General features: G+C 42.0%; 23 protein-coding genes. 9 read left to right on the plus strand and 14 right to left on the minus strand.

Translation table 11 applies throughout. From position 1 onward, the window contains the following. Positions 1–7 precede the first annotated feature (7 nt). The 9 genes from flgE to cui all read left to right on the plus strand — a co-directional run bounded on the left by flgE (position 8) and on the right by cui (position 9,305). On the plus strand, positions 8–1,276 hold the full coding sequence (flgE, locus tag PSF28_RS02205) for a flagellar hook protein FlgE (protein ID WP_210837424.1): 1,269 nt from the start codon (positions 8–10) through the stop codon (positions 1,274–1,276). Positions 1,277–1,291: 15 nt separating this feature from the next. Beyond that, entirely contained in the window at positions 1,292–2,047 is a 756-nt protein-coding gene (locus tag PSF28_RS02210) for a flagellar basal body rod protein FlgF (protein WP_109911160.1), read from the plus strand. An 18-nt stretch (positions 2,048–2,065) separates the two neighbouring features. Further along, the gene (gene flgG, locus PSF28_RS02215) at positions 2,066–2,848 is read left to right on the plus strand and encodes a flagellar basal-body rod protein FlgG (protein WP_004909875.1); all 783 of its coding nucleotides are present in this window, start codon (positions 2,066–2,068) and stop codon (positions 2,846–2,848) included. Between the two features lie 70 nt (positions 2,849–2,918). Next, the gene (locus tag PSF28_RS02220) at positions 2,919–3,701 is read left to right on the plus strand and encodes a flagellar basal body L-ring protein FlgH (RefSeq protein WP_371031807.1); all 783 of its coding nucleotides are present in this window, start codon (positions 2,919–2,921) and stop codon (positions 3,699–3,701) included. A 35-nt stretch (positions 3,702–3,736) separates the two neighbouring features. Further along, complete coding sequence (locus PSF28_RS02225; protein WP_272665198.1) at positions 3,737–4,840, plus strand: flagellar basal body P-ring protein FlgI; 1,104 nt, start codon at positions 3,737–3,739, stop codon at positions 4,838–4,840. Continuing rightward, complete coding sequence (gene flgJ, locus PSF28_RS02230) at positions 4,840–5,820, plus strand: flagellar assembly peptidoglycan hydrolase FlgJ (RefSeq protein ID WP_272684559.1); 981 nt, start codon at positions 4,840–4,842, stop codon at positions 5,818–5,820. The genes PSF28_RS02225 and flgJ overlap by 1 nt, the downstream gene beginning before the upstream one ends. Positions 5,821–5,961: 141 nt before the next feature. Beyond that, complete coding sequence (flgK, locus tag PSF28_RS02235) at positions 5,962–7,605, plus strand: flagellar hook-associated protein FlgK (protein ID WP_272684560.1); 1,644 nt, start codon at positions 5,962–5,964, stop codon at positions 7,603–7,605. Between the two features lie 28 nt (positions 7,606–7,633). After that, a complete protein-coding gene (flgL, locus tag PSF28_RS02240; RefSeq protein ID WP_272684561.1) occupies positions 7,634–8,569 on the plus strand; it encodes a flagellar hook-associated protein FlgL in 936 nt (311 codons plus the stop codon). Positions 8,570–8,771: 202 nt separating this feature from the next. Continuing rightward, complete coding sequence (gene cui / locus PSF28_RS02245; protein ID WP_272684562.1) at positions 8,772–9,305, plus strand: colicin immunity protein Cui; 534 nt, start codon at positions 8,772–8,774, stop codon at positions 9,303–9,305. A 26-nt stretch (positions 9,306–9,331) separates the two neighbouring features. On the opposite strand, the gene PSF28_RS02250 is transcribed toward cui, so the two are convergent. The 14 genes from PSF28_RS02250 to fliF all read right to left on the minus strand — a co-directional run bounded on the left by PSF28_RS02250 (position 9,332) and on the right by fliF (position 22,109). Continuing rightward, positions 9,332–10,657 (minus strand): colicin-like pore-forming protein, encoded by a 1,326-nt coding sequence (locus PSF28_RS02250; protein ID WP_272684563.1) that lies wholly within the window; start codon positions 10,655–10,657, stop codon positions 9,332–9,334. 496 nt (positions 10,658–11,153) lie between these two features. Then, a complete protein-coding gene (gene fliR / locus PSF28_RS02255; RefSeq protein WP_125890816.1) occupies positions 11,154–11,933 on the minus strand; it encodes a flagellar biosynthetic protein FliR in 780 nt (259 codons plus the stop codon). A 2-nt stretch (positions 11,934–11,935) separates the two neighbouring features. Beyond that, positions 11,936–12,205 (minus strand): flagellar biosynthesis protein FliQ, encoded by a 270-nt coding sequence (gene fliQ / locus PSF28_RS02260; RefSeq protein WP_004255630.1) that lies wholly within the window; start codon positions 12,203–12,205, stop codon positions 11,936–11,938. A gap of 22 nt (positions 12,206–12,227) precedes the next feature. Further along, positions 12,228–12,971 (minus strand): flagellar type III secretion system pore protein FliP, encoded by a 744-nt coding sequence (gene fliP / locus PSF28_RS02265; protein ID WP_004909893.1) that lies wholly within the window; start codon positions 12,969–12,971, stop codon positions 12,228–12,230. 13 nt (positions 12,972–12,984) lie between these two features. Continuing rightward, positions 12,985–13,443, minus strand: coding sequence for a flagellar biosynthetic protein FliO (gene fliO, locus PSF28_RS02270; RefSeq protein WP_210838247.1), 459 nt, complete (start codon positions 13,441–13,443; stop codon positions 12,985–12,987). Between the two features lie 22 nt (positions 13,444–13,465). Beyond that, positions 13,466–13,882 (minus strand): flagellar motor switch protein FliN, encoded by a 417-nt coding sequence (gene fliN, locus PSF28_RS02275; protein ID WP_004255621.1) that lies wholly within the window; start codon positions 13,880–13,882, stop codon positions 13,466–13,468. After that, a complete protein-coding gene (fliM, locus tag PSF28_RS02280; protein WP_210838245.1) occupies positions 13,875–14,882 on the minus strand; it encodes a flagellar motor switch protein FliM in 1,008 nt (335 codons plus the stop codon). The genes fliN and fliM overlap by 8 nt, the downstream gene beginning before the upstream one ends. 5 nt (positions 14,883–14,887) lie before the next feature. Continuing rightward, entirely contained in the window at positions 14,888–15,367 is a 480-nt protein-coding gene (gene fliL / locus PSF28_RS02285; RefSeq protein ID WP_109911167.1) for a flagellar basal body-associated protein FliL, read from the minus strand. A 162-nt stretch (positions 15,368–15,529) separates the two neighbouring features. Further along, positions 15,530–16,897: a flagellar hook-length control protein FliK gene (locus tag PSF28_RS02290; protein ID WP_210838243.1), complete on the minus strand. Its 1,368-nt coding sequence runs from the start codon at positions 16,895–16,897 to the stop codon at positions 15,530–15,532. Next, positions 16,898–17,341 carry a flagellar export protein FliJ gene (fliJ, locus tag PSF28_RS02295; RefSeq protein ID WP_210838241.1) on the minus strand — a complete coding sequence of 148 codons (444 nt, stop codon included), beginning with the start codon at positions 17,339–17,341 and terminating at the stop codon, positions 16,898–16,900. It lies immediately after the preceding gene. Positions 17,342–17,352: 11 nt separating this feature from the next. Further along, positions 17,353–18,717 carry a flagellar protein export ATPase FliI gene (gene fliI, locus PSF28_RS02300; RefSeq protein ID WP_004909909.1) on the minus strand — a complete coding sequence of 455 codons (1,365 nt, stop codon included), beginning with the start codon at positions 18,715–18,717 and terminating at the stop codon, positions 17,353–17,355. Then, positions 18,714–19,442 (minus strand): flagellar assembly protein FliH, encoded by a 729-nt coding sequence (gene fliH / locus PSF28_RS02305; RefSeq protein ID WP_004909911.1) that lies wholly within the window; start codon positions 19,440–19,442, stop codon positions 18,714–18,716. The genes fliI and fliH overlap by 4 nt, the downstream gene beginning before the upstream one ends. Then, positions 19,435–20,427, minus strand: coding sequence for a flagellar motor switch protein FliG (gene fliG / locus PSF28_RS02310; protein ID WP_272684564.1), 993 nt, complete (start codon positions 20,425–20,427; stop codon positions 19,435–19,437). The genes fliH and fliG overlap by 8 nt, the downstream gene beginning before the upstream one ends. Then, entirely contained in the window at positions 20,424–22,109 is a 1,686-nt protein-coding gene (fliF, locus tag PSF28_RS02315; protein WP_272684565.1) for a flagellar basal-body MS-ring/collar protein FliF, read from the minus strand. Before fliF ends, fliG begins: the two co-directional genes overlap by 4 nt. Positions 22,110–22,156 lie beyond the last annotated feature (47 nt).

A 22,156-nucleotide genomic window follows, 5' to 3' on the forward strand; every position in this document is an offset into this window, starting at 1 on the left:
AGAAAATATGTCTTTTTCACAAGCAGTCAGTGGCTTAAATGCAGCCTCAGCGGGGCTTGATTCAATTGGTAATAATATTGCCAACTCCGCAACAAATGGTTTTAAAGGAGCAACAACCTCATTTGCAGATATGTTTGCAGGTTCGGGTGTTGGTCTCGGTGTTAATGTAGCCGCGGTGACACAAAATTTTAAAGATGGCCCAATCACGCGTACTGATAGAGCGACAGATGTTGCTATCTCCGGAAATGGTTTTTTCCGTGTACAAGACCAAAACGGTGATACTTATTACAGCCGAGATGGCCAATTCTTACGTGATAAAAGCGGTAATCTAGTGAATAACCAAGGTATGGTGGTCACAGGTTACCCAGCGAGTGTCGATGAAAAAGGCAATGTTACCATTCAAAGTGGTGGTGTACCTGAAGGCTTGAATATCCCAACGGATATGATGGATGCAAAAGCATCGGAGTTAGCGAAATTAACCATTAATTTGAATTCAGAAGACAAAATCAAAGATAAAGCTTTCGATGTTGATAATCCAGATGATTCCGCGACTTACAATTTCAGCACAACCATGACGGCGTATGATAGCCAAGGTAACACGCATGAAATCTCTGTTTATTTTGTAAAAACAGTGGACAACAAGTGGACGGCTTACGCTAAAGACGCGAATGACACTGCAGCAACTAAGCTGGGGGATATGTCATTTGATGGTAACGGAAAATTGGTGACAGAAACGGTAACACCAGGCCCGAACCCAGGTGATGACCCTGTTGTAACGCCAATAGAAACAACGTTTGATTTTGCATACAAAGGGCTAAATGGTGCAAATGATGGCACATTAAAAGTTGATTTAGGGAAAACTCGTCAACAAAAAGTCAGTGAATCTTCCGTCAGCGCGATTGATGTGAATGGTTATCCTGCTGGTGAATACACCACCTTTAAAATCGAAGATAACGGTTTGATTACTGCTAACTATTCTAACCAGCAAAAACGTGTGGTTGGCCAAGTGGCGTTATCCGCTTTCGCAAACCCAAATGGTCTGGTATCCCAAGGTGGCAACGTTTGGGCTTCATCCAACGCCTCTGGTAACCCAATGGACGGTGTTCCGGGTGTCGGCCAGTTTGGTAAATTAACCAGTGGTGCATTGGAATCCTCTAACGTGGATATGAGCCAAGAGTTAATCAGCATGATTGTAATGCAGCGTAATTACCAATCAAACGCGCAAACCATCAAAACACAAGATCAGATGTTACAGACGCTGGTTAACTTACGATAAAACAAGAGGGTGGCCATGGATCACGTCATTTATACCGCGATGGGGGGAGCGCGTCATGCGCTGGAAAACCAAGCGATTGTTTCAAATAACATTGCCAATGTGTCAACTGCAGGCTTTAAAGCGCAATTGTCCGCAATGCGTGCCGTTCCAATAAATGGTGACAGCGAGCAAACCAGAACGCTGGTGGTGGCATCGACTCCTGGTGCTGATATGAGCCAAGGGCCACTCAATTATACGGGTAAACAAACCGATGTTGCGTTAAACGATAAGCATTTTTTGGCTGTTGAGTTAGCCGATGGCACTGAAGCTTATACCCGTAACGGCAACATTCAAGTGTCTAGCGAAGGTGAACTTGTCATTGGCGAGCGCCGCTTACAAGGTGATGGTGGGCCGATTAACGTTCCGCCAAATGCAGAATTAACCATTGGTGCAGACGGGACAGTTACCGCACTTTTAGCCACTGACCCGCCAACAATGTTAGGGCAAATCGGGCGTTTGAAAGTGGTTGAAGCGCAGCCTCAAGACTTGATCCGTGGCGAAGATGGTTTGTTCCATTTATCACCACAAGGGCAAGCGGCAAATGGCAATGCTTTACCACAAAGTGAACGAGGAATTGTCACCGCGGGAGTCATTGAAGGCAGTAATGTCAATGCCGCGGAAGCGATGGTTTCTATGATTGCCAATGCAAGGCACTTTGAAATGCAAATGAAAGTTGTCCGCAGTGCTGATGAAAATGCACAACGGGCGAACCAACTGCTCGCTGTTAGCTAATTTCACAAAGGAATTATTATGATCCGCTCATTATGGATTGCCAAAACAGGGCTTGATGCTCAACAAACTAACCTTGATGTTATTTCCAATAACTTAGCCAACGTTAGTACGAATGGTTTTAAACGCCAACGTGCTGTTTTTGAAGATTTAATGTACCAAAATATTCGCCAACCGGGTGCCATGAGTTCAGAACAAACTTCGTTACCATCTGGTTTACAAATGGGTACAGGTTCACGCCCTGTTGCCACAATGCGTATTCATGCGCAAGGCGCATTAAATAAAACGGGAAATACCAACGATATCGCTATCAGAGGCCAAGGTTTTTTACATGTGCAAATGCCGGATGGTACAGATGCTTATACTCGTGATGGGGCATTACAGCCAAACCAAGATGGCCAGTTAGTGACTTCAAGTGGTTATCAAATCGTTCCTGCGATTATGATCCCCGATAACGCGAATAGCTTGTCAATTGCGCGTGATGGTACCGTGACTATCACCGTATATGGCGATAACCAACCACAGCAAATTGGCCAAATAACATTAACCACCTTCATTAATGACGCTGGTTTGGAAAGTATGGGTGAAAACCTATATATGGAAACCGCAAGTTCGGGCGCACCAAATGAGAGCGCACCAGGTACTAACGGTGCCGGTTTACTTTATCAACATATGTTAGAAACCTCTAACGTTAACGTGGCAGAAGAGTTGGTCAACATGATCCAAACTCAACGTGCTTATGAAATCAACAGTAAGGCGGTATCCGCTTCTGACCAAATGTTACAGCGCTTAACGCAATTGTAATTGGTAAAAAATACGTAAAAATAACTCATTGCGATAGTGATGAGTTATCAATGAGAGGGATCTCTTCGTGATGATAAAACGTACACAGCAGCAAAAGAGTAACATGATGATTGAAAGCGGCACGATTTCTCAACAGCAAAAAGCAGCGTTGCTAACGCGTTTCATAGCGCCTAAACAGGCAGGGTTACTTGCCGTTTTGGTCTTAGTTACCAGCGGTTGTGCACAAATCAAATCGCGTCCATTAGTGGACACACAAACCACTGCAATTCCAACAGCGCCGACAGCACCTGCACCCAATGGCTCGATATTTCAAAGCGCGCAACCCGCTTATTATGGTTATCAACCGTTGTTTGAAGACAGGCGCCCTCGTAATGTTGGTGATATTTTAACCATCAATTTGCAAGAAAACGTGAGTGCGAGCAAAAACTCCTCTGCGAATGCCAATCGTAGTGGGAAAACAGGTTTCTTAGCTGCGATCTTACCGGGTTTCATGCAAGGGTGGATTGGCGGTAAAAACACAGAATTAGATATTAAAGGCAACAGTGACTTTAGCGGCAAAGGCGGTGCCAATGCCAACAACACCTTTAAAGGCACCATCACTGTCACAGTAGACCAATTATTGGCGAACGGTAACTTACATGTGGTTGGTGAGAAACGTATTGCGATAAACCAAGGTACTGAGTCGATTCGTTTCTCGGGAGTGGTTAACCCACGCACTATCGGTTCAGACAATCATGTGAGTTCGACACAAGTCGCTGATGCACGTATTGAATATGTGGGCGACGGCTACATTAACGAATCGCAAAACATGGGATGGCTACAACGCTTTTTCTTAAATGTTTCGCCTTATTAATTAAACATTAGCGAGAAAACAGCCGAGATAATTCAATGAAAAACAAAGTATTAATTTTGCTATCACTATTTTTTTGCTTCGCTTTTTCAGGATACAGTGAGCGTATTAAAGATTTAACTACCGTTCAAGGTGTGCGAGATAACGCGTTGATTGGTTATGGTTTAGTCGTTGGTCTGGATGGAACAGGTGACCAAACCATGCAAACGCCGTTTACCACACAAAGCTTGAATAACATGCTATCACAAATGGGGATTACGGTTCCGCCGGGTACCAATATGCAATTAAAGAATGTGGCAGCGGTCATGGTCACCGCGAAATTGCCTCCTTTTGCACGTACTGGGCAGTCCGTAGATATTGTTGTTTCCTCAATGGGTAACGCGAAAAGCTTACGTGGTGGTACATTGCTGATGACCCCCCTAAAAGGTGTTGATGGGCAAATTTATGCAATGGCTCAGGGTAACATCTTAGTGGGTGGTGCGGGCGCTAGTGGCGGTGGGAGTAGTATTAAGGTCAATCAACTCAATGGTGGCCGTATTACAGGTGGAGCAACTATCGAGCGCGAATTACCGAGCAGTTTCGGGCAAAACGGTGCGATTAACCTGCAATTAAACGAAGATAGCTTCACATTGGCACAAGATATTGCTGATGCAATTAACCGTATGGGCGGTATGGGAACTGCATCGGCGTTAGATTCAAGAACGGTACAACTACTGGTGCCAGCTAATAACCGTGACCAGGTGCGTTTTTTAGCCCGGGTACAGGAACTGAATGTACGTGCGCCAGTGGCTGAAGCGAAAGTAATCCTCAATTCACGTACGGGATCTGTGGTGATTAACCGCAGTGTCACTTTAGATAGCTGTGCTGTTGCCCACGGCAGTTTAGCGGTTACAGTAGAAAGACAAACTCAAGTTAGCCAACCGGATACCCCATTTGCGGGTGGACAAACCGTAGTGACTCGTAATACCAATGTTGGGGTGCGTGATCAAGGTGGGGCGCTGCAAAAAGTCAACGCAAGTGTGCAATTAAATCAAGTTATTCAAGCGCTGAATACACTAGGTGCAACACCAAACGACTTGATGTCGATATTACAAGCGATGGAAAGTGCAGGGTGTTTACGCGCGAAACTGGAGATCATCTAATGAGTGATATGCAGCTATTGCAAGGTGCCGCATTTGATTTACAGTCACTGGGGCAGTTAAAAGGTGAACTGAATAAAAATTCGGAGCAAGGGCTGCGCCATGTCACGCAGCAACTTGAGGCAACATTCGTTCAATTGATGCTAAAAAGTATGCGTGACGCACTCCCACAAGATGGCTTATTTTCCAGCGACCAAACACGCATGCTGACCAGTATGTATGACCAGCAAATCGCCCAAGATCTTTCGCAAAAAGGTTTAGGTTTTGGGGAAATGATGTACCAGCAGCTTACTCGAGACCAACACACTTCAAGTGAGCCAACATCCAACAGCCTGCTACCGTTAGATGAAAAAACAGCGCAATCATTACCGCCATTTAATATGGAACAAATGATGCGCCACTTTGCGCCAATGGGTGATGCACTATCGGCACCATTTCAAAAAATCAAAGCATTATCGCTTAACAGCAGCAATTTTATTAGTCGCTTAATTGGTCCCGCAAAAGCCGCGAGCCAAGACAGCGGTATTTCACATTTTCTGGTCTTGGCACAGGCAGCATTAGAAAGTGGTTGGGGTCAGCGAGAAATTCTGAAGTCAGATGGAAAAACCAGTCATAACTTATTTGGGATCAAAGCGGGAAAAAACTGGCAAGGGCCTGTCACGAATATTATGACAACAGAAGTGATTAACGGCAAAACCATCAAAATGCGTGATGATTTCCGCGTTTATGGCTCTTATGAAGAGGCGATTGCGGATTATATCAATCTATTGACAGAAAATCCGCGTTATAAAGATGTCAAAAAAGCGCCGACACCAGAGATTGCTGCGCGCCGTTTACATCAAGCAGGATATGCCACAGACCCGAGCTATTCGGACAAATTGATCACCTTGATTAATCAAATACGTGGTCATCAACCAATAGGTAGTCATTCTGCTTCAAGGGCTGTACAGGCTTATACCATAGATTTGAACGATATCTTCTAAAAATACGGAATTATTGGGAGTTTGGACTAAACAATTACGCTGAATTTCCGATAACCAAATATGCTCTAAATAATTTGAGTTGCTATCGCTTTCATTGTGTCAGCCAATGGTGGCGATAAGCACCCAGAACAGGAAAAGCTTATGCTGAACAATGTAATGAATAATGCGCTCAGTGGTGTGAACGCTGCACAAGGCGGGTTAAGTGTTATTTCTAACAACTTAGCCAACGCCGGTGTGGGTTACTATCACCGCCAAAGTGCTGTTTTCGGGGAGAATCCCGGTACGATGACACCTAATGGCTATTTTGGTAACGGCACTTATTTCAGCCATGTTCGCCGTGAGTTTGATGAATTTATCAATGCGCAGTACAGCCAATCCCGCGCACGTAGTGGCGACTATGAGGCGTACGTTAAGAATTGTAATAAAGTTGATGATTTGCTTACTAATGATATTGAAGATATCTCAAGCAATATTGGTAGCTTTTTCACCGCGTTAGATGCCGCTACCAGTGATGCAAGTGACAAAACGTTGATTGACGTTTTTTTAGGCAATTCAAATGCATTACTAAGTCAGTTTAAAGAAGCGGATCGTCGTTTGCAGGAAATGGAACGCGATACCAATCACCAGATAGAAAATAAAGTAAAAGACATCAATATCTACGCTGAAAAAATTGCCGGCTTAAACCAGCAAATTTCACGGATCCGTTCAGTAAGTGGTTCAGAGCCAAACGATTTATTAGATGTGCGTGACCGTTTAGTTAATGAAGTTAACTCATTAATTGGTGTGAAGGTTATTGAGCAAAACGGTAACTATAACGTGACTTTTGCCAATGGGTTACCGCTAGTCACGGGGGAGAAAGCTAATCGTCTGGAAGCGGTTCCGTCTTCTAAAGATGATAGCCGTTTTAGTATTGGTTTTGTTGGTGCTAATGGCCAAGTTCGTGAAATTCCTGACGAATCATTTCGTGGTGGGGAACTCAGTGGTATTTTGCGTTCTCGCCAAGAAGTCATGGACCCGGCTTATCAAAAACTCAATAAGTTAGCATTAGTTTTCGCGACTAAATTCAATGAAGTACATAGCAAAGGTTATGATGCCAACGGCAACACGGGCAAAGACTTCTTTGAAATTGGTAAAGGTACTGTTGTTAGTAACACCCATAATAGTGGCAAAGCGGACTTTGATCTCAGTTATAGCGATGTGTCTAAAGTCACAGGCAATAACTACGAAATGCGTTTTGACGGCAGTGAATGGAATGTCACACGTTTACCTGAATGTATCAAAGTACCTGTGGATTCAAATACGGCAGGTACACTGAAATTTGATGGTTTAGAAATCAAAATCAGTAATAGCACGGGTATGTCAAAAGGTGACTCATTTCTGGTGAAGCCAGTGAGTGGTGTGATCAACGGTATGCAGACCTTGGTCAGCAATGCATCCGATTTTGCGGCAGCGGGAAGCAAAGACAGTGGCCCTGGTGACAATGAAAACATTAAAGAGTTGGTTAAATTACAAGACGAAAAACTGATTGATGGTAGTTCTACGTTTTCCGACTTCTATGCAACGCTAGTTAATGATGTGGGTAGTAAAACCAAACAAGCGCAAATTGATTCAGAAACACAGAACAAGATGACCGAGAGCTTCTATGAGCAAGAACAAGCTATCTCGGGTGTGAATATGAATGAAGAAAGTATTCAGATGCAGAAAATCCAACAGTTTTTCAATGCCAATGCGCAAGTGCTAAAAACGGTGGATGATTTATTTAACGCATTGATGCGTGCATTCTAAATATTAGCGATAGAATAAGGATTTAGCGATGCGTTTAAGTACCAATATGATTTATCACCAACGCTTGCAAGACATGAACAGTGCGCAAGCGCGTTGGATGGATGCAGGGAGCCAATTAGCTTCTGGTAAGCGTGTAAGTAAGCCTTCTGATGACCCGCAAGCATCTTCGCAAGCGGTGCGGATTAATCAGTCAGAAAACCGTAACCAACAATATGTAGCAAGCCGTGGATTTGCTAAAACGGGAATGACGTTGCAGATGAGTATTTTGACTCAGATGACAGATGTGACGACGCAAATCGATACCACGATTATTCAGGCATCAAACCAAGGCACTTTAAGCGATAAAGACCGCAATACTTTGGCTGAGCAGCTAACGGGTTTAAAAGAGCAATTAGTGGCGTTAGGTAACTCGACAGATGGAAATGGTCGGTATATTTTTGCGGGTTTTAAATCAGATAAACCGCCATTTGAAATTGATGCTAGTGGTGAAGTGCTCTATCACGGCGGTGATAAAGCCATTATGCAGAATGTGGCGAGTGACCGTGAGATGACAACCTATTTCACCGGTGCACAAGTGTTTGATACAGACAGTAATGGTGTGGTCAATATTTTTAAAGCATTGAACACAGGTATTGAATCACTGAAAAAGCCATTACAAGGCGCACCTCAAGCAGATATAGACCAAGCGCAAGCAGAGTTGGGTGAAGCGAACAGTGCCATCAAATCCGCATTAGATCAAATTTCCAATATTGAAGCTAAGCAAGGTTTGCAGCTACAGGAAATTGATAAATTAGACTTTTTAGCTGACACGCGCTCTATTCAAAATGCGGCCCGTAAAAGTGAGTTGTTAGAAACCAACTGGACTGGCACCACCACAGATTATTATAAAGAAAAAGCGATGTTTGAAGCCTCACAAAGTATTTTTAAAGACTTAAACAGCATGTCACTTTTCGGCAGCCGTTAATTATTTAATATTATTTTTACTCACCGCGCTTTGGAGTGATCCAAGCGCGGTTTTTTTGAGCTTTAAAAATGCTATGTTAGACAATATGTTATAGATTTGATGTAAAAAATTTGAATTAATGTTTTATTACGCAATAAACTTTAATAATTAAAATGATAATATGTATTATTCTCATTTGAGTGTTTTGTGATATAGGAGATTTATGCGAGTTTTTAAGGTAAATACTAAATGGGTTTTCACTATTATTGTTTTATTAGGAGCTATTCCTTTAGCTGCAATATGGCTAAATGTGTTCTCAAATTCTACTGTAACTAATATTAATAACTGGTTGGGTGAGTTACCTGTAATTTACTCAGATAAATTTCCAAATGAAAGCTACATGTCAGCATTATATTGTAAAATAACTCCTTTAATTTCTGTGTTATATTACATACTTATGTGGAACTCTATAGAAATAAAAAAAGAACACTTTAAGTTATACAATGATGGAATTATCACGCTAATTTTTGGTTATTTAAGTTCTATTTTTATTATCGGTATAATGACATATATAAATTATTTCTTAGATTATAATATATCATCTGGAAATAGAAAATTAAGTTCAATCTCTGCATTCGAATTTACTTCTTTCATTTATTATTATGCGATTTTTATTTCTATATTCATTGTTACTTGTTTGGCCATAAATGCATTTATATTTTTACCTGTAAAATATAAATTAAAAAGATGGGGATAAAATTTCCCCTTTCTTTCTTCTAGAATTTAGTTAGCCAAGGGAATAAGCTCTTTGTTGACCGCATCAGCAAAGTTAGCATCAATAAAAGATGTAACCACACTTGTTAGTACAATAGTAGCTACAGAAATGGCTGTTGCTGAAAGGGTAAATGGTAATAATAAGCTTAAACTTCCAGCGGTAAATGCTAATACAATTGGTGTTGCTACTCCAGCTAAAGCCATAGCTTCAACTTCTAAAAGTAAAGGTTTCCAGTCACCAGTTTCAAAACCTTCTTCAACTTTGTTTTTTATTTTATCAAATTTTAAAAATTTATCAGCAATTTTAAAGGTAGTTCCTAATTTATATAAATTTTCAGATAATTTTTTTCCGTCAACTGCCTTAATCGCTTGAGTTATGGCGGGGAGATCTTTTTTATGGATGTTAAGATAAGGATTGCTGAGTGATTTTCCTAGAATTCTTAATGCATCATTTGTGTTTTTTATTTTTTTACCTTTAAATGTATTTAATTCATTAATGATTTTATTAGATGTAGACTTATATTTATCACCAAAAAACTTAGATGCTTTTTCACCTACATCTGTCATTATTTCTGATGCAGACTTAATTGCCTCATTTGTTTGTAATTTTTCAATCTCATTTTTAACTTTACTCTGGATTTTTTTCAAGTCATTATCAGCTTGACTTCTAGCTATAGCTTCATTAATAAGGGTATCTAATGCTGAATAACTTTCAAGATCTTGAGGCATCTTCTTGTAAAACTCTTTAGAAGCATCATTGAAGTTGCCTTTTTTAATTGCCTCTATCATTTTTGGGTAGTTTTTAATGTTTTTAGTGCCACCTAAAGTATTTAAGTACGTTAAAACCGTAGCCGTTTTAGGGTTTATTTTACTAAATATTGTACTTTTAATATCCCTGTCAATGTATTGAACCCTCCCATTCGCCACTCTTCTATGTAATAGATCAAATAGGTTCATATACTTTGAGAACATTTCATTTCTAATTTTTTTAGTAGGAATAATACCATTCTTATGAAGGGTATTAGCGAGTTGGTTTTCTACTTTATTACGGTATTCATCATAAACTCTAACGAATGGAACACCAACACCCATACTTTTTACCATTGCCTTCTTTACATCTTGCTCATTGAGGCTTTTTAATAATTCCTCGCATAGTTTTCTGAAATAAATACATTTCGGCTCACCACATACAGGGCAGATCATGTCAGGTTTCATGCAATATACATTAGCAGCATCACTTAACGAAATATTACCATGTGCTGTGGGAGCGATTCCATCGTATATCAAATTATCACGGAAACTACTATGTGGGGTAACTACCATTACATCATTCATCTGATTTCCTCTTTATGAAAATATAAATAAATTACAATATTTAAATACATTCATTAAAGAAATGAAACAATACACAAAATATAATGACACTTATTAAAAAATTATATTTTTAAATAAATAATTTTTTATTTTGTTTATTAAAATATTAATGAGAAGTCAATGATGTGAGAGAATGGCTATTGTGACATGTTCAGAGCGATACTGGCATATAAATTTACTTGCGAAAATAAATTAATTTTATACCTAAATTTTATTTAGGTTTAGTATTGGGTATTTACTGAGACTGTCATTAGATAGTTTAGAAATGTATCAAATAATAGGTGATATTTACAACTATACTAGTTGCTTTTAATATAGACTACAAATAGGAAATTAAATCAGTTTTTCTTGGGCTACTTTAATTATCAAATTCGAAAAATTACTTTGATAATAAATTAATTATTAATTATTAATTATTAATTATTAATTAATTGATTAATTGATTAATTATCTATTCTCAAACAAACAAATTAAACATCAATGATAACTGCTCAAATGCTTGGTGGATAAGCCGTTCCGTGTAGCGGGGAAGTATGGAAATAATCACCCCTAACATACTGATACCGATGGTTAATGTAAGAGGGAAACCTACTACAAACACGGATAGCTGTGGGGTCATTCGGTTTAGAATACCGAGAGCAAGGTTAAGAATGAGAAATAGTGTAATGAACGGCAGTGCTAGCATTAACCCATTAATAAATATAGTGTTAGCAAATTGGACAAACACCCAAAAACCATCGCGATTTAATGGTGCGGTTTGAATTGGGATAAGTTCAAATGAATTGACCACAATATAGATAAGCCACAGGTGCCCATCGAAAGCGAGAAACAATAAAATGGTGATGACGTTAAATATGCGCCCTAAAATCGGCATATTAGGTCCACCGGTCGGGTCAAAAAAGGTGGCGAACGATAACCCCATTTGCAAACCAATCACTTCTCCCGCATGGCGCACGGCAGCAAATGCCATTTGCATTGTGAGCCCCATCGCAATACCAATCACCATTTGCTGCACGATAACCCATAGCCCCATGGCAGAAAATAGGGGAATATTTACGACAGGAAGTTGTGGGGAAACAATCAAGACGACAAAAAAAGCCAATGCAACGCGAACTTTGGTAATTGCCTGTTTTTCATTAAAAAAGGGCGCTGTACCAAGCAGCGCCAAAAGGCGTATGAAAGGGTAAAAACCTTGGCTTAGCCACAATGTGAGTGTTTCGCTGGTAATGGTTAGCATTGTTAGCCAATAATAAACGGTAAATTGCTCAACAATGACCGCATATAATCGGTAAGCAAATTCAGCATCCAGGGCCCTGCAATAATAATCACAGAAATGACCGATAAAATTTTAGGGATAAAAGATAGCGTCATTTCATTCACTTGTGTGGCGGCTTGCAGTAAGCTGATAATTAAACCTGCAGCTAAAGCGGCTAATAACAAGGGAGCCGCTAGCATCAGTGCAATTTTCATCGCCTCAGTTCCCATCGCCATCACTGATTCAGGTGTCATAACTACTCCGAGTAAAATAATCCTAATTAAAAAAGCTTTGCGATAATGAGCCAAGTAATAATTGCCAGCCATCAACCAAAACAAACAACATTAATTTAAATGGCAAGGAAACTGTTGCAGGTGGAACCATCATCATTCCTAATGCCATTAAAACACTGGCAACCACTAAGTCGATGATTAAAAATGGAATAAAAATGGTAAAACCAATTTGGAATGCGGTTTTTAATTCACTGGTAATAAAAGCGGGCACTAAAATACGTAACGGAACATCTTTCGCTTCTTGAATTTCACCGACTTTAGCTATCCTTGCAAACAGGGCTAAGTCGGATTCACGCGTTTGCCCTAGCATGAAGGTTCTTAATGGTGCAGTGCCTTTCTCTAAAGCAGTTTCCAGGCTAATTTTATCTTCGCTAAACGGCTGGTAGGCTTCGCGGTAAACTTGGTCAGCAACGGGTGACATCACAAAAAAGGTCAAAAATAGCGCCAAGCCGAGTAAGACTTGATTCGGAGGCGCGGAGGGCGTTCCGAGTGCATTACGCAATAAACCTAAAACAATAATGATGCGAGTAAAACTGGTCATCATTAACAATAAGGCCGGAATAAAGCCTAATAAGGTCAAAAATAACAGGGTTTGAACGGGTAAAGACCAAGTTTGTCCCCCATCAGCTAAAGAATGACTAATAACGGCAGGTAGTGCCGCAGAAGCTGAATTCGGCAGTAAAAACAAGAGCGCAGTAATCGTGAAAAGAGATTTTAGAGGTAACATTGAGTGCTTCCGATTACTTATGCATAGATATCACTGAAGCTGCAAATTTTGCAGCCTCTTGTTTTTTCTTTAATAAAGACTGAAATGTGAGCGGTTCAACTGGCAATACCGTTGTGCTTTCAGGTTCTGATGAGTATTGGTGTAACAGGCTGATATTTTGTGTGGTAACACCTAATACTAAGCACTCATTATTCACCTCAACCACCACGATGCGTTCTTTATTTCCTAATGAGCAGCGGCTTTTGACTTTTATGATTTGCTCATTGCCCATTTTTTTTGGCGCAAATCCTAATTTTTTCACCAACCAAGCCCCTGCTAATATCAATAAAATAATCCCCCCTAAAGTACCGGATATCTGCGTTAAGCTATCATTATGGTCAATAGCAGGTGCATTCGGTGCACTCGAGGAAACGGTTGTTGATAAAAAAGGCACAGATGTCGGTGCCTGCTCAGTTTGATTGGATATTGCCATTATTAGCGACTCACGTTGTTAATTAACGACTTAAACGGCGCATACGTTCAGAAGGCGTGATGATATCAGTGATACGAATACCGTAATTGTCTGAAACCACGACCACTTCACCTTGCGCAATTAAATAGCCATTTATTAAAATATCCAGCGGCTCACCCGCTAAGCCATCCAGAGAAACCACTGAACCTTGGGATAAGCTCAGTAACTTTTTAATGGTCATTTTAGTGCGACCCAATTCAACAGAAAGACGCACTGGGATGTCCATGATCATATCGATATCGGACAGCTGATTTAGCGGGTTTTGTCCATCAAAGTTGTCGAAAGCCTGTGCACCAGCTGAGGCGGATTCCGCTTTTTTTTGCTGTTCCAGCGCTTCAGCCCATAGGTCTTCACTATCGTGATTGGTTGATGCATCAGGAGAGTTCTTCGCCTCACTCATTGGTACTTTCCTCATCTAGAGTGTTTAATACAGGGTTAATCAAATGTTCTACACGCAATGCATACTGGCCATTTTGAGTACCGTATTGACTGGTTAATACGGGAACACCATCAACATTAACGATGAGGCGGTCAGGTTTCTCAATTGGGATCACATCCCCTTTTTGCAGTTGCAGTAAGCGAGAAATTCGCATTGGAATGTCAACAAAGTTGGCAACCAATTCAAGTTCAGAGCGTTTTACTTGGGTAACAAGATTGGTTACCCACGTTTCATTTTCTTGGTGACCTTGCTCCATTGGTGGGTTAATCAAGCGCTCACGCAATGGCTCGATCATGGCAATTGGAATACAAATACTGAATTCACCAACGGTATTGCCTATCTCCACTAAAAATGGAGTGGTAACCACAATGTCATTAGGAGAGGTAGTGATATTGGTGAATTTGACTTGGATTTCAGAACGTACATATTCCACTTCAATATCAGCAATTGGTTTCCAAGCATCACGATAAGCCCCTAAAGCTAATTTGAGCATGCGATTGATAATGCGTTGTTCAGTATTGGTAAACTCTTTACCTTCTTGCCGTACAGGGAAGCGACCATCTCCACCAAATAGGTTGTCGACAGCGATATAAACTAGTGCGGGTTCAAAGGTAAACAATGCCGTACCGCGTAACGGAGGCATATGAATTAAGTTGAGGTTGGTTGGTACCGGTAAATTACGCGCAAACTCATGGTAAGGTTCAATTTTAATGCCACCCACCGTAATGTCTGGGCTGCGGCGTAGCATATTGAACAAACCCATACGGAACTGGCGAGCAAAACGTTCATTGATGATTTCGAGAGACTGCATTCGCTCACGAATAACCCGACGTTGAGTATTCGGGTCGTAAGGGCGAACATTATCTTTCCCTTGAGTCTCTGGCGCAGGCGTACTGCTTGATGGCGTATCATCATTAAGCAGCGCATCAATTTCGGCCTGAGATAAAATATTATCGCTCATGAATATTACCGCAGAATAAAAGTAGTAAATAACACATCAGAAATATCCTGATCGGTATCCCCCGGGATCAGGGTAGGGGTAAGTGTTTGCTTGATATCTTTCATTAACTGCAACTTACCTTCATGCGTCTCGATATTTTTTGCTTTTTGCTCTGAAAGCAGCAGTAACATACGGCTACGTACTTCAGGGAGGTATTCATGAAGTTGTTTACGCGATTTTTCATTCGCCAGTCGCAAGGTCACATGGATATAAAGCACACGATCAGGCGCATCGGCAGCACCGGTTAAATTGACGGTAAATGGCTCTAATTCCATAAAAATAGGTTGCGGCATGTTCGGACGCTTTTCTTCCTCATTCGCCGTTTGTGTGCCTTGTTGTGTCGTCCACCAGGTATACCCTCCAAACCCTGCACCAGCAAGGGCGATAAGGGTAAGTAAAATAAGCAACCCTTTATTGGAACTTTTTGATTTTTTGCTCGACGACATTTAGCTGAATTCCTGTTTCTTGGATGCTAAACCCAAATGGGTTTTTACGTTATGATCTCTAGCATTATGGCTTGGTTGCCAAGAGTTAAAGGAGTGAAAAACGAAACAAAAAGGCGGTAACTCGGCGCTTTAGCTAGGAAATTACCGCAATTTGTTTATATATTAGGCAAAAGTGTTAATGCCACCTTGTCGTGATGCCGTTGTTATTGGTGTAACAGTGGCATTCGCTTCGCTGATACCAACAGCCCCCACGGATGGATGTGTTGTTTGAATTTGTCCATCGTGTTGGTGGGTATTTTGCTGCGAGCTATCAGACTGGTGGTTCAAGTTATCTTGGCCAACAGAGCCCTGAGCGAGATGAATACCACTTTCTTGTAATGCACTGCGTAGCACTGGCATCATCGACTCCATGGCGGCACGTACATGGCTATGTGGTGACACAAAATGCATCACCGCTTGGTTATCTTCGATACGTAAATGCACATTTAGTGAACCTAACTCTTCAGGATGCAAACGAATTTGCGCTTGAGAAACCCCTTGGCGAGAGAAAAACAGCATATGTTGGCTTAATTGCTGCTGCCATGCTTCGCTGCCTAATTGGCTGGCTAAATGCAGAGTTGGTGTAGAGGTTGGTGCATTCATCGTTGCCGCTTGGGCCGTTGATGTCGTTGGCATCATGCTAATCGGCGCAGTTGTTGTATGTTGTGACGATGTGGTAGTAAAAGCACCAGTTTCAGTTTGTAAGGTAAACGCACCTTTTGTGGTTTGGTTTAGGGTATCGCTTGAAACATTTTGTAGGTTTAATACGGGTTCTTTATCACTCACTTTTTTATTCAATGCCATAAAATCGGTAGTTAAATTTTTGCCACGTATATCTTTTGGGTTATCAAGGGGAAAAAGAGATTGGTCACGACGTTCTTCTTTTTCATTCTTAATAAATACCCCAAGCTCTGGGCTGTCTTCTTCGCCTGCCAACTGTAGCTGTGAACCCTCAAGATGCTTGCCATCATCTTGATTAATGATGCCATTCGTATTATCCGTTAGATGTTGCATTTTTTGACTAAATGCGCCTAATGCCGGATGAGCTTCAGTTCGGATTGTGGTATTCGCTGCTGTTTGTACTTGGCCTGCTAATGACTGTTTCAAGCTATTTAACCATGCTTGCTCGTTGGCGTCTTTACCTGTCAATAAGTCAGTATTAAGGGCAGTTTGTACACTATCTGCCCGTAAGTTACGGCTAAAATTGAGCTGTTCTATGGCACTTTCAGCCGTTTTTTGTCCAGCTTGGGTTTGCTCTATCGTTTCTTTACCCGCTATTGCCAATTTGTTGTCGACAATGTCTTTATTAAGAGCTTCTTCATTAACAGGTTGATTAGTAACGTTTTGTTTTTCAATCGGTTGCTGGCTATCAAGCATGGCTTGAAAGGGAAGAGCAGGGGCTTGATTTTCATCAGCGCGCGATTCATTTTGTGGTAGATTGCCATTTTTTGTCGATGACGAAGCTGGCATATTCAGGGCGTTGATGTCCATTTATTGAGGTCTCCGTAAAGTCGCTCGTTGAGCAAACTCATCCATTTGCTTTTGTTCTAAGCGGTTTTGACGTTGGTATTCAGTATGTTCAGCGCGTTGAATTAACGTATCGAACGCATTGACTCGTTGTTGTTTTTCTTGCCAATGACGGTTAGCGTCGTTAACGCGTTGTTCCCATAAATTCAATTGTTGTTGCTGTTGCTCGATGGTCAGCTCCAATGTGACCAAAAATTGCTGATAATTCTGCCACTTATCCGATTCCATGCCTGTATGCAAGGTTTGGTTGAGTTTTTGACGATATTCGGATTGATAGTTTTCCAACATACTCAGCTGCTGCGCCATTTGTGTATGCGTTTGGCGTACTTGAGCTAACACTTTCGCCGCTTCTTCCGAGGCTTCAACAGCTAAGGTGAGTAATGTTGTTAAGGCATTATTTTTGGCCATTTATCCCCTCGTTATTCGTTGGGAACCACTTGAGTCAACTGTTCGCATGCGGTTTGATAATCACATCGCTCATCAATATCTTGCTGCAAGAACTTCGACATCCGTGGGTAATATTGAATTGCTGTATCCAACATGGGGTCACTGCCCATGGCGTACGCACCGACGTTAATTAAATCTCGGTTGCGTTGATAACTAGACGTTAACTGCTTGAAACGTTGAATTTTTCGGTAATGCTCTTTAGGAATGAGCTCCGTCATTGCTCGGCTGATGGATGCCTCGACATCAATCGCAGGGTAGTGCCCTGACTCTGCCAGTGAACGTGAAAGAACAATATGGCCATCCAAAATGGCGCGAGCCGAGTCAGCAATTGGGTCTTGTTGGTCATCCCCTTCCGTTAAAACGGTATAGAACGCGGTAATTGACCCACCATTTTTCCCATTCCCTGCACGCTCAACTAATGCTGGTAATTTGGCAAATACAGAAGGCGGATAGCCTTTCGTTGCTGGTGGTTCACCTACGGCTAAGGCAATTTCCCGTTGTGCCATGCTGTAGCGGGTGAGTGAATCCATAATCAACAGCACACTTAAACCTTTATCGCGAAAATATTCAGCGATACGAGTGGCATAAGAGGCGCCTTGCATGCGCAATAAAGGGGACACATCGGCTGGTGCTGCAACGACAACAGCACGTTTTAAGCCATCAGCCCCTAAAATATTTTCAATGAAATCTTTGACTTCACGACCACGTTCACCGATCAACCCGACTACGATAATATCGGCTTGCGTAAAGCGTGCCATCATGCCAAGTAACACGCTTTTCCCCACACCAGAGCCTGCAAATAGCCCCATGCGCTGGCCTCGACCAACCGTTAATAACGCATTGATTGCACGAACGCCGACATCCAATACACTGCTAATGGGCGTTCGCTCCAATGGGTTAATTGGTGGAGTGATTAACGGAGCACGTGTTTTTACCTCCAATGGGCCTTTTCCGTCTAATGGATTACCTTGCGCGTCAAGTACTCTGCCTAATAACTCATTACCAATGGGTAATAGGCGGCTAGTTTGCCCGTCATCGCCGGTTGATTGCGCATAAACACGTGCACCAGGTGCAATTCCTTCAAGGTCAGCAAGGGGCATCAATAACATTCTTGGGCCGTTAAAACCGACAACTTCACATACCACTTCGTCTGAACCGCCATTAATAGAGCGCTCAATAAAGCAGGTTGCCCCTAAAGGCATTTTAATACCTTCGGCTTCCATCACTAAGCCAGTGATTTTTGTGAGGCGGCCATAACGACGCACCATCGGGATCCCTTTCATCCGCGATTCTAAATCGTCCAACGAGGCAATCCAGCGTCCCAATCGTGCCGTCATGAAAAGCTCTCCGGTGCATATAAACGACACAATTCTTGCCAGCGTGTCGCCACAGTCATATCAATTTCACCGTCTTCTGCGACGACTCGGCAACCACCGATATGCAGTTTAGGGTCAGCCACTAAGCGCCAGCCATTCAAGTTGAGTAGGGAACCGAGATGCTGCTCGATTAATTCAAAATGATTTGGGTTGACGTGCAGCTCAGGTTGCCCAGCAAAAATTGGTTTTTGCTGGAGTAAATGACTGATCTCTTCCAGTAATGCCGTACCATCACAGACAGTAGATTGGCCTAAGACTTGCTTAGCGGCGGTCAACGCTATCTGCAACAGCTTAGTGGTCACCACCGTATCAAAGGTATCGAGTGAATAATTGAACTCAGACAGCAATTTTTGCCATGTTTCAATCACGGGTTGTTGCATAGCGAGCGCTTGCTCACGGCCTTGCTCTTCTCCAGCGCGCAAGCCTTGCTCAAAGCCAGCTTGATAACCTTCTTGCTGGCCTTTTTCATGCCCTTGTTGGTAGCCGGTGCGCTGCGCATCTTCTTTTATGTTATCGAGCAAGTTAATTTGCTCTAACACTTCTTTCGGCTCAAGGCATGGGACTTTGGGGGCGTCAGGTTCAGGAACATCGCTTAATGCAGGAATGCCTGAGTTGAGATCCCATTGATTAAGCTCACGAAGCTGCCAAGGTTGCCATTGGTCATTTGGAATTGTTGGCTTAGACATACACGTCGTCTCCACCACCTATAGCGATTTCGCCTTTTTCGACTAAACGACGAACGATAAGCAAAATGGCTTTTTGTTCGTTTTCCACTTGAGACATACGTACAGGAGAACGAGATTCCAAATCGTCGCGTACGATTTCCGCTGCACGAGCAGCCATATTGTTGAGGAAGTGGTCGCGTAGAGCTTGGTTGCTGCCTTTGAGGGCAATAACCAGCGAGTCTGTCGAAACATCCTGCAAAATACGTTGAATGCTGCGATTATCCACTTCGATAAGGTTTTCGAATAGGAACATTTCATCAATAATTCGTTGAGCCAGTTCACCATCGTAATCACGCATTGCATCGATAACGCTTTCTTCTTGCTGGCTTTTCATCAAGTTGATGATTTCTGCCGCGGTTCTTACGCCACCCATTTTGCTGCGCTTGAGGTTTTGACCATCCAGTAAATTGTTCAATACCTCAGTCAATTCCGCTAATGCCGCAGGTTGTACGCCACCAAAGGTGGCGATACGTAGCATAATATCGTTGCGTTGGCGCTCTTCGAATAATTCAAGTACATCTGCTGCAAGGTTGCGTTTTAAATGAACCAAAATGGTGGCGATAATTTGTGGATGTTCATCGCAAATAATATCGGCAACGGTTTGTGGTTCCATATAGTTGAGGCTTTCGATCCCTGAGGTGGTTTCTTGTTTTTCAAAGATATCTTCCAACAGGCTCGCAGCACGTTCTTCGCCCAGAGCCTTTATCAATACAGAACGTAGGTAATCGTTGGTGTTAATATTAAGCGCCGCAAATTGAATTGCGGACTCTTCAAATTCCGTTAACACTTCCGCCAGTTCATTATTTGAGATTTGGCGCATGTTTGACACCGCCATACTCAATTGCTGAACTTCTTTAGGGTTCAGGTGCTTAAACACTTCAGCAGCCTGATCTTCACCGAGTGTCATTAACATGACGGCACTTTTTTCTGTTCCACTTAAACTCATTGGGATTTTCCTAACCACTGACGGATAACCATTGCCACGATTTGTGGGTCTTTTTCTGCCATTTCACGTATGCGTTGGCTTTGGATTTCTGCGCTAACACGTTGACGAGTTAGACGACGACGCGTTTGCTCATCCATATCTTCATCAATCACTTCATCAACCACGAGAGGGGTTTTCATTTGTGTTGCAACGAAAACTTCAGCATCGGCTTGAGCTTGCTGTGTCTTACGGTATTTAACCCATTGTGGTTTGATACCAAAACGCCACATAAACCAAGCAATCATGGTAATAAGCAGTATTTTTCCGTAATCCAGAAGCTGAGCAATAAATTGTGGGTTTTCAAGCAACGATGGCACTTCTTCAACAGGTGTCTCATTGGTAAATAATGAATTAGTAATGTTGAGAGAGTCCCCTCGTGCAGTGGAAAAACCCATGGCTTCGCGTGTCAATGCTTCAATTTGTTGCAGCATTTCTGGCGGCAATGGCTTCATTTCTGGACCATTTTCGCCATCTTGTGAATGATAATTGACAATAACTGCGACCGAGAGCCTATCGACGACACCAATTTGCCGTTGGGTATGACTAATTTTGCGATCTACCTCGTAATTTGTGGTTTCATCGCTTTGTGAGTTTGAGACGCTATTACGGTTATTTGCTGTTTGAGTGCCATCTTTATTGTCTTTATTGGCTTCAATTGGTGCATTTGGTGCACTAACGGGTTGATTTGAAAGCGCTCCTGGTACTCCACCTGTTCCACCATTGTTATTTTGCATACTTTGGCTATTTTGGCGGGAACGAATAGCAGCACTATCTGGTGTTTGGTTAGGCTTATATTCCTCTGAAGTTTGCTCCACTTTAGAGAAATCCATTTGTGCGGTAACCTGTGCATGGATATTGGCGCGCCCGACGAGAGGGGACAAAATATCTTCAATACGCTGTTTGAGATGTGACTCCATCTCTTTGGTCATTTTTATTTGTGCACTATTAGCCGACTGCTGGCTATTATCGTTATTGGTCAGTAAACGACCTGCTTGGTCAACAATAATGACATTACTTGCAGTTAATCCGGTGACACTGCTGGATACCATATGGACAATGGCGCTAATTTGCCCTTCATCAAGCATTCTTCCGGGCAATAAACCGACCGTCACCGAAGCTGTTGGTAGCTTTTGCTCACGCACAAATAAGGTCGGTTTAGGAATCGCTAAATGCACCCGAGCACTTTGTACTGGGCTTAATGATTCAATAGTTCGAGAGAGTTCACCCTCGAGTGCACGTTGGTAGTTGATTTGCTCACTAAATTGGCTAATACCAAACTGTTCTTTATCTAATAATTCAAAACCTGTATTGCCACCTTTAGGTAAACCTGATTGAGCGAGCTTTAAACGTAATTCATGCACTTTATCTGCAGGAACTAAAATAGCGCTACCATTATCAGCAATTTGATATGGCACATTCATCTGAGTTAGCTGGCCAACAATATCGCCACCATCTTTAGCACTTAAATTGCTAAGAAGTACACGGTAGTCAGGGCTACGTAACCAGAGGAGAAGGGCGACAATAATTGAAACAGCCGCAGCCGCCGCAATCATTAACGGTATTTTAGGATCAGCTTTAATCCTTTCAACTATAGAGGCAAAACCCTTTTTGGCCTCCCCCGTGTCTTTAGATGCGGCACTCATAAATATTCCCTGCTTGGCAGACTACTAGACGGATGAAAATACTTTTG

The organism is Providencia sp. PROV130, assembly GCF_028482225.1.
In the GTDB taxonomy this organism is placed as follows: Bacteria; Pseudomonadota; Gammaproteobacteria; order Enterobacterales; family Enterobacteriaceae; genus Providencia; species Providencia rettgeri.

Bases quoted from the DNA above. Each gene is read 5' to 3' on its own strand.
- flgE (WP_210837424.1), top strand. From the start codon at position 8: ATGTCTTTTTCACAAGCAGTCAGTGGCTTAAATGCAGCCTCAGCGGGG.
- PSF28_RS02210 (WP_109911160.1), top strand. From the start codon at position 1,292: ATGGATCACGTCATTTATACCGCGATGGGGGGAGCGCGTCATGCGCTG.
- flgG (WP_004909875.1), top strand. From the start codon at position 2,066: ATGATCCGCTCATTATGGATTGCCAAAACAGGGCTTGATGCTCAACAA.
- PSF28_RS02220 (WP_371031807.1), top strand. From the start codon at position 2,919: ATGATAAAACGTACACAGCAGCAAAAGAGTAACATGATGATTGAAAGC.
- PSF28_RS02225 (WP_272665198.1), top strand. From the start codon at position 3,737: ATGAAAAACAAAGTATTAATTTTGCTATCACTATTTTTTTGCTTCGCT.
- flgJ (WP_272684559.1), top strand. From the start codon at position 4,840: ATGAGTGATATGCAGCTATTGCAAGGTGCCGCATTTGATTTACAGTCA.
- flgK (WP_272684560.1), top strand. From the start codon at position 5,962: ATGCTGAACAATGTAATGAATAATGCGCTCAGTGGTGTGAACGCTGCA.
- flgL (WP_272684561.1), top strand. From the start codon at position 7,634: ATGCGTTTAAGTACCAATATGATTTATCACCAACGCTTGCAAGACATG.
- cui (WP_272684562.1), top strand. From the start codon at position 8,772: ATGCGAGTTTTTAAGGTAAATACTAAATGGGTTTTCACTATTATTGTT.
- PSF28_RS02250 (WP_272684563.1), bottom strand. From the start codon at position 10,657: ATGAATGATGTAATGGTAGTTACCCCACATAGTAGTTTCCGTGATAAT.
- fliR (WP_125890816.1), bottom strand. From the start codon at position 11,933: ATGCTAACCATTACCAGCGAAACACTCACATTGTGGCTAAGCCAAGGT.
- fliQ (WP_004255630.1), bottom strand. From the start codon at position 12,205: ATGACACCTGAATCAGTGATGGCGATGGGAACTGAGGCGATGAAAATT.
- fliP (WP_004909893.1), bottom strand. From the start codon at position 12,971: ATGTTACCTCTAAAATCTCTTTTCACGATTACTGCGCTCTTGTTTTTA.
- fliO (WP_210838247.1), bottom strand. From the start codon at position 13,443: ATGGCAATATCCAATCAAACTGAGCAGGCACCGACATCTGTGCCTTTT.
- fliN (WP_004255621.1), bottom strand. From the start codon at position 13,882: ATGAGTGAGGCGAAGAACTCTCCTGATGCATCAACCAATCACGATAGT.
- fliM (WP_210838245.1), bottom strand. From the start codon at position 14,882: ATGAGCGATAATATTTTATCTCAGGCCGAAATTGATGCGCTGCTTAAT.
- fliL (WP_109911167.1), bottom strand. From the start codon at position 15,367: ATGTCGTCGAGCAAAAAATCAAAAAGTTCCAATAAAGGGTTGCTTATT.
- PSF28_RS02290 (WP_210838243.1), bottom strand. From the start codon at position 16,897: ATGGACATCAACGCCCTGAATATGCCAGCTTCGTCATCGACAAAAAAT.
- fliJ (WP_210838241.1), bottom strand. From the start codon at position 17,341: ATGGCCAAAAATAATGCCTTAACAACATTACTCACCTTAGCTGTTGAA.
- fliI (WP_004909909.1), bottom strand. From the start codon at position 18,717: ATGACGGCACGATTGGGACGCTGGATTGCCTCGTTGGACGATTTAGAA.
- fliH (WP_004909911.1), bottom strand. From the start codon at position 19,442: ATGTCTAAGCCAACAATTCCAAATGACCAATGGCAACCTTGGCAGCTT.
- fliG (WP_272684564.1), bottom strand. From the start codon at position 20,427: ATGAGTTTAAGTGGAACAGAAAAAAGTGCCGTCATGTTAATGACACTC.
- fliF (WP_272684565.1), bottom strand. From the start codon at position 22,109: ATGAGTGCCGCATCTAAAGACACGGGGGAGGCCAAAAAGGGTTTTGCC.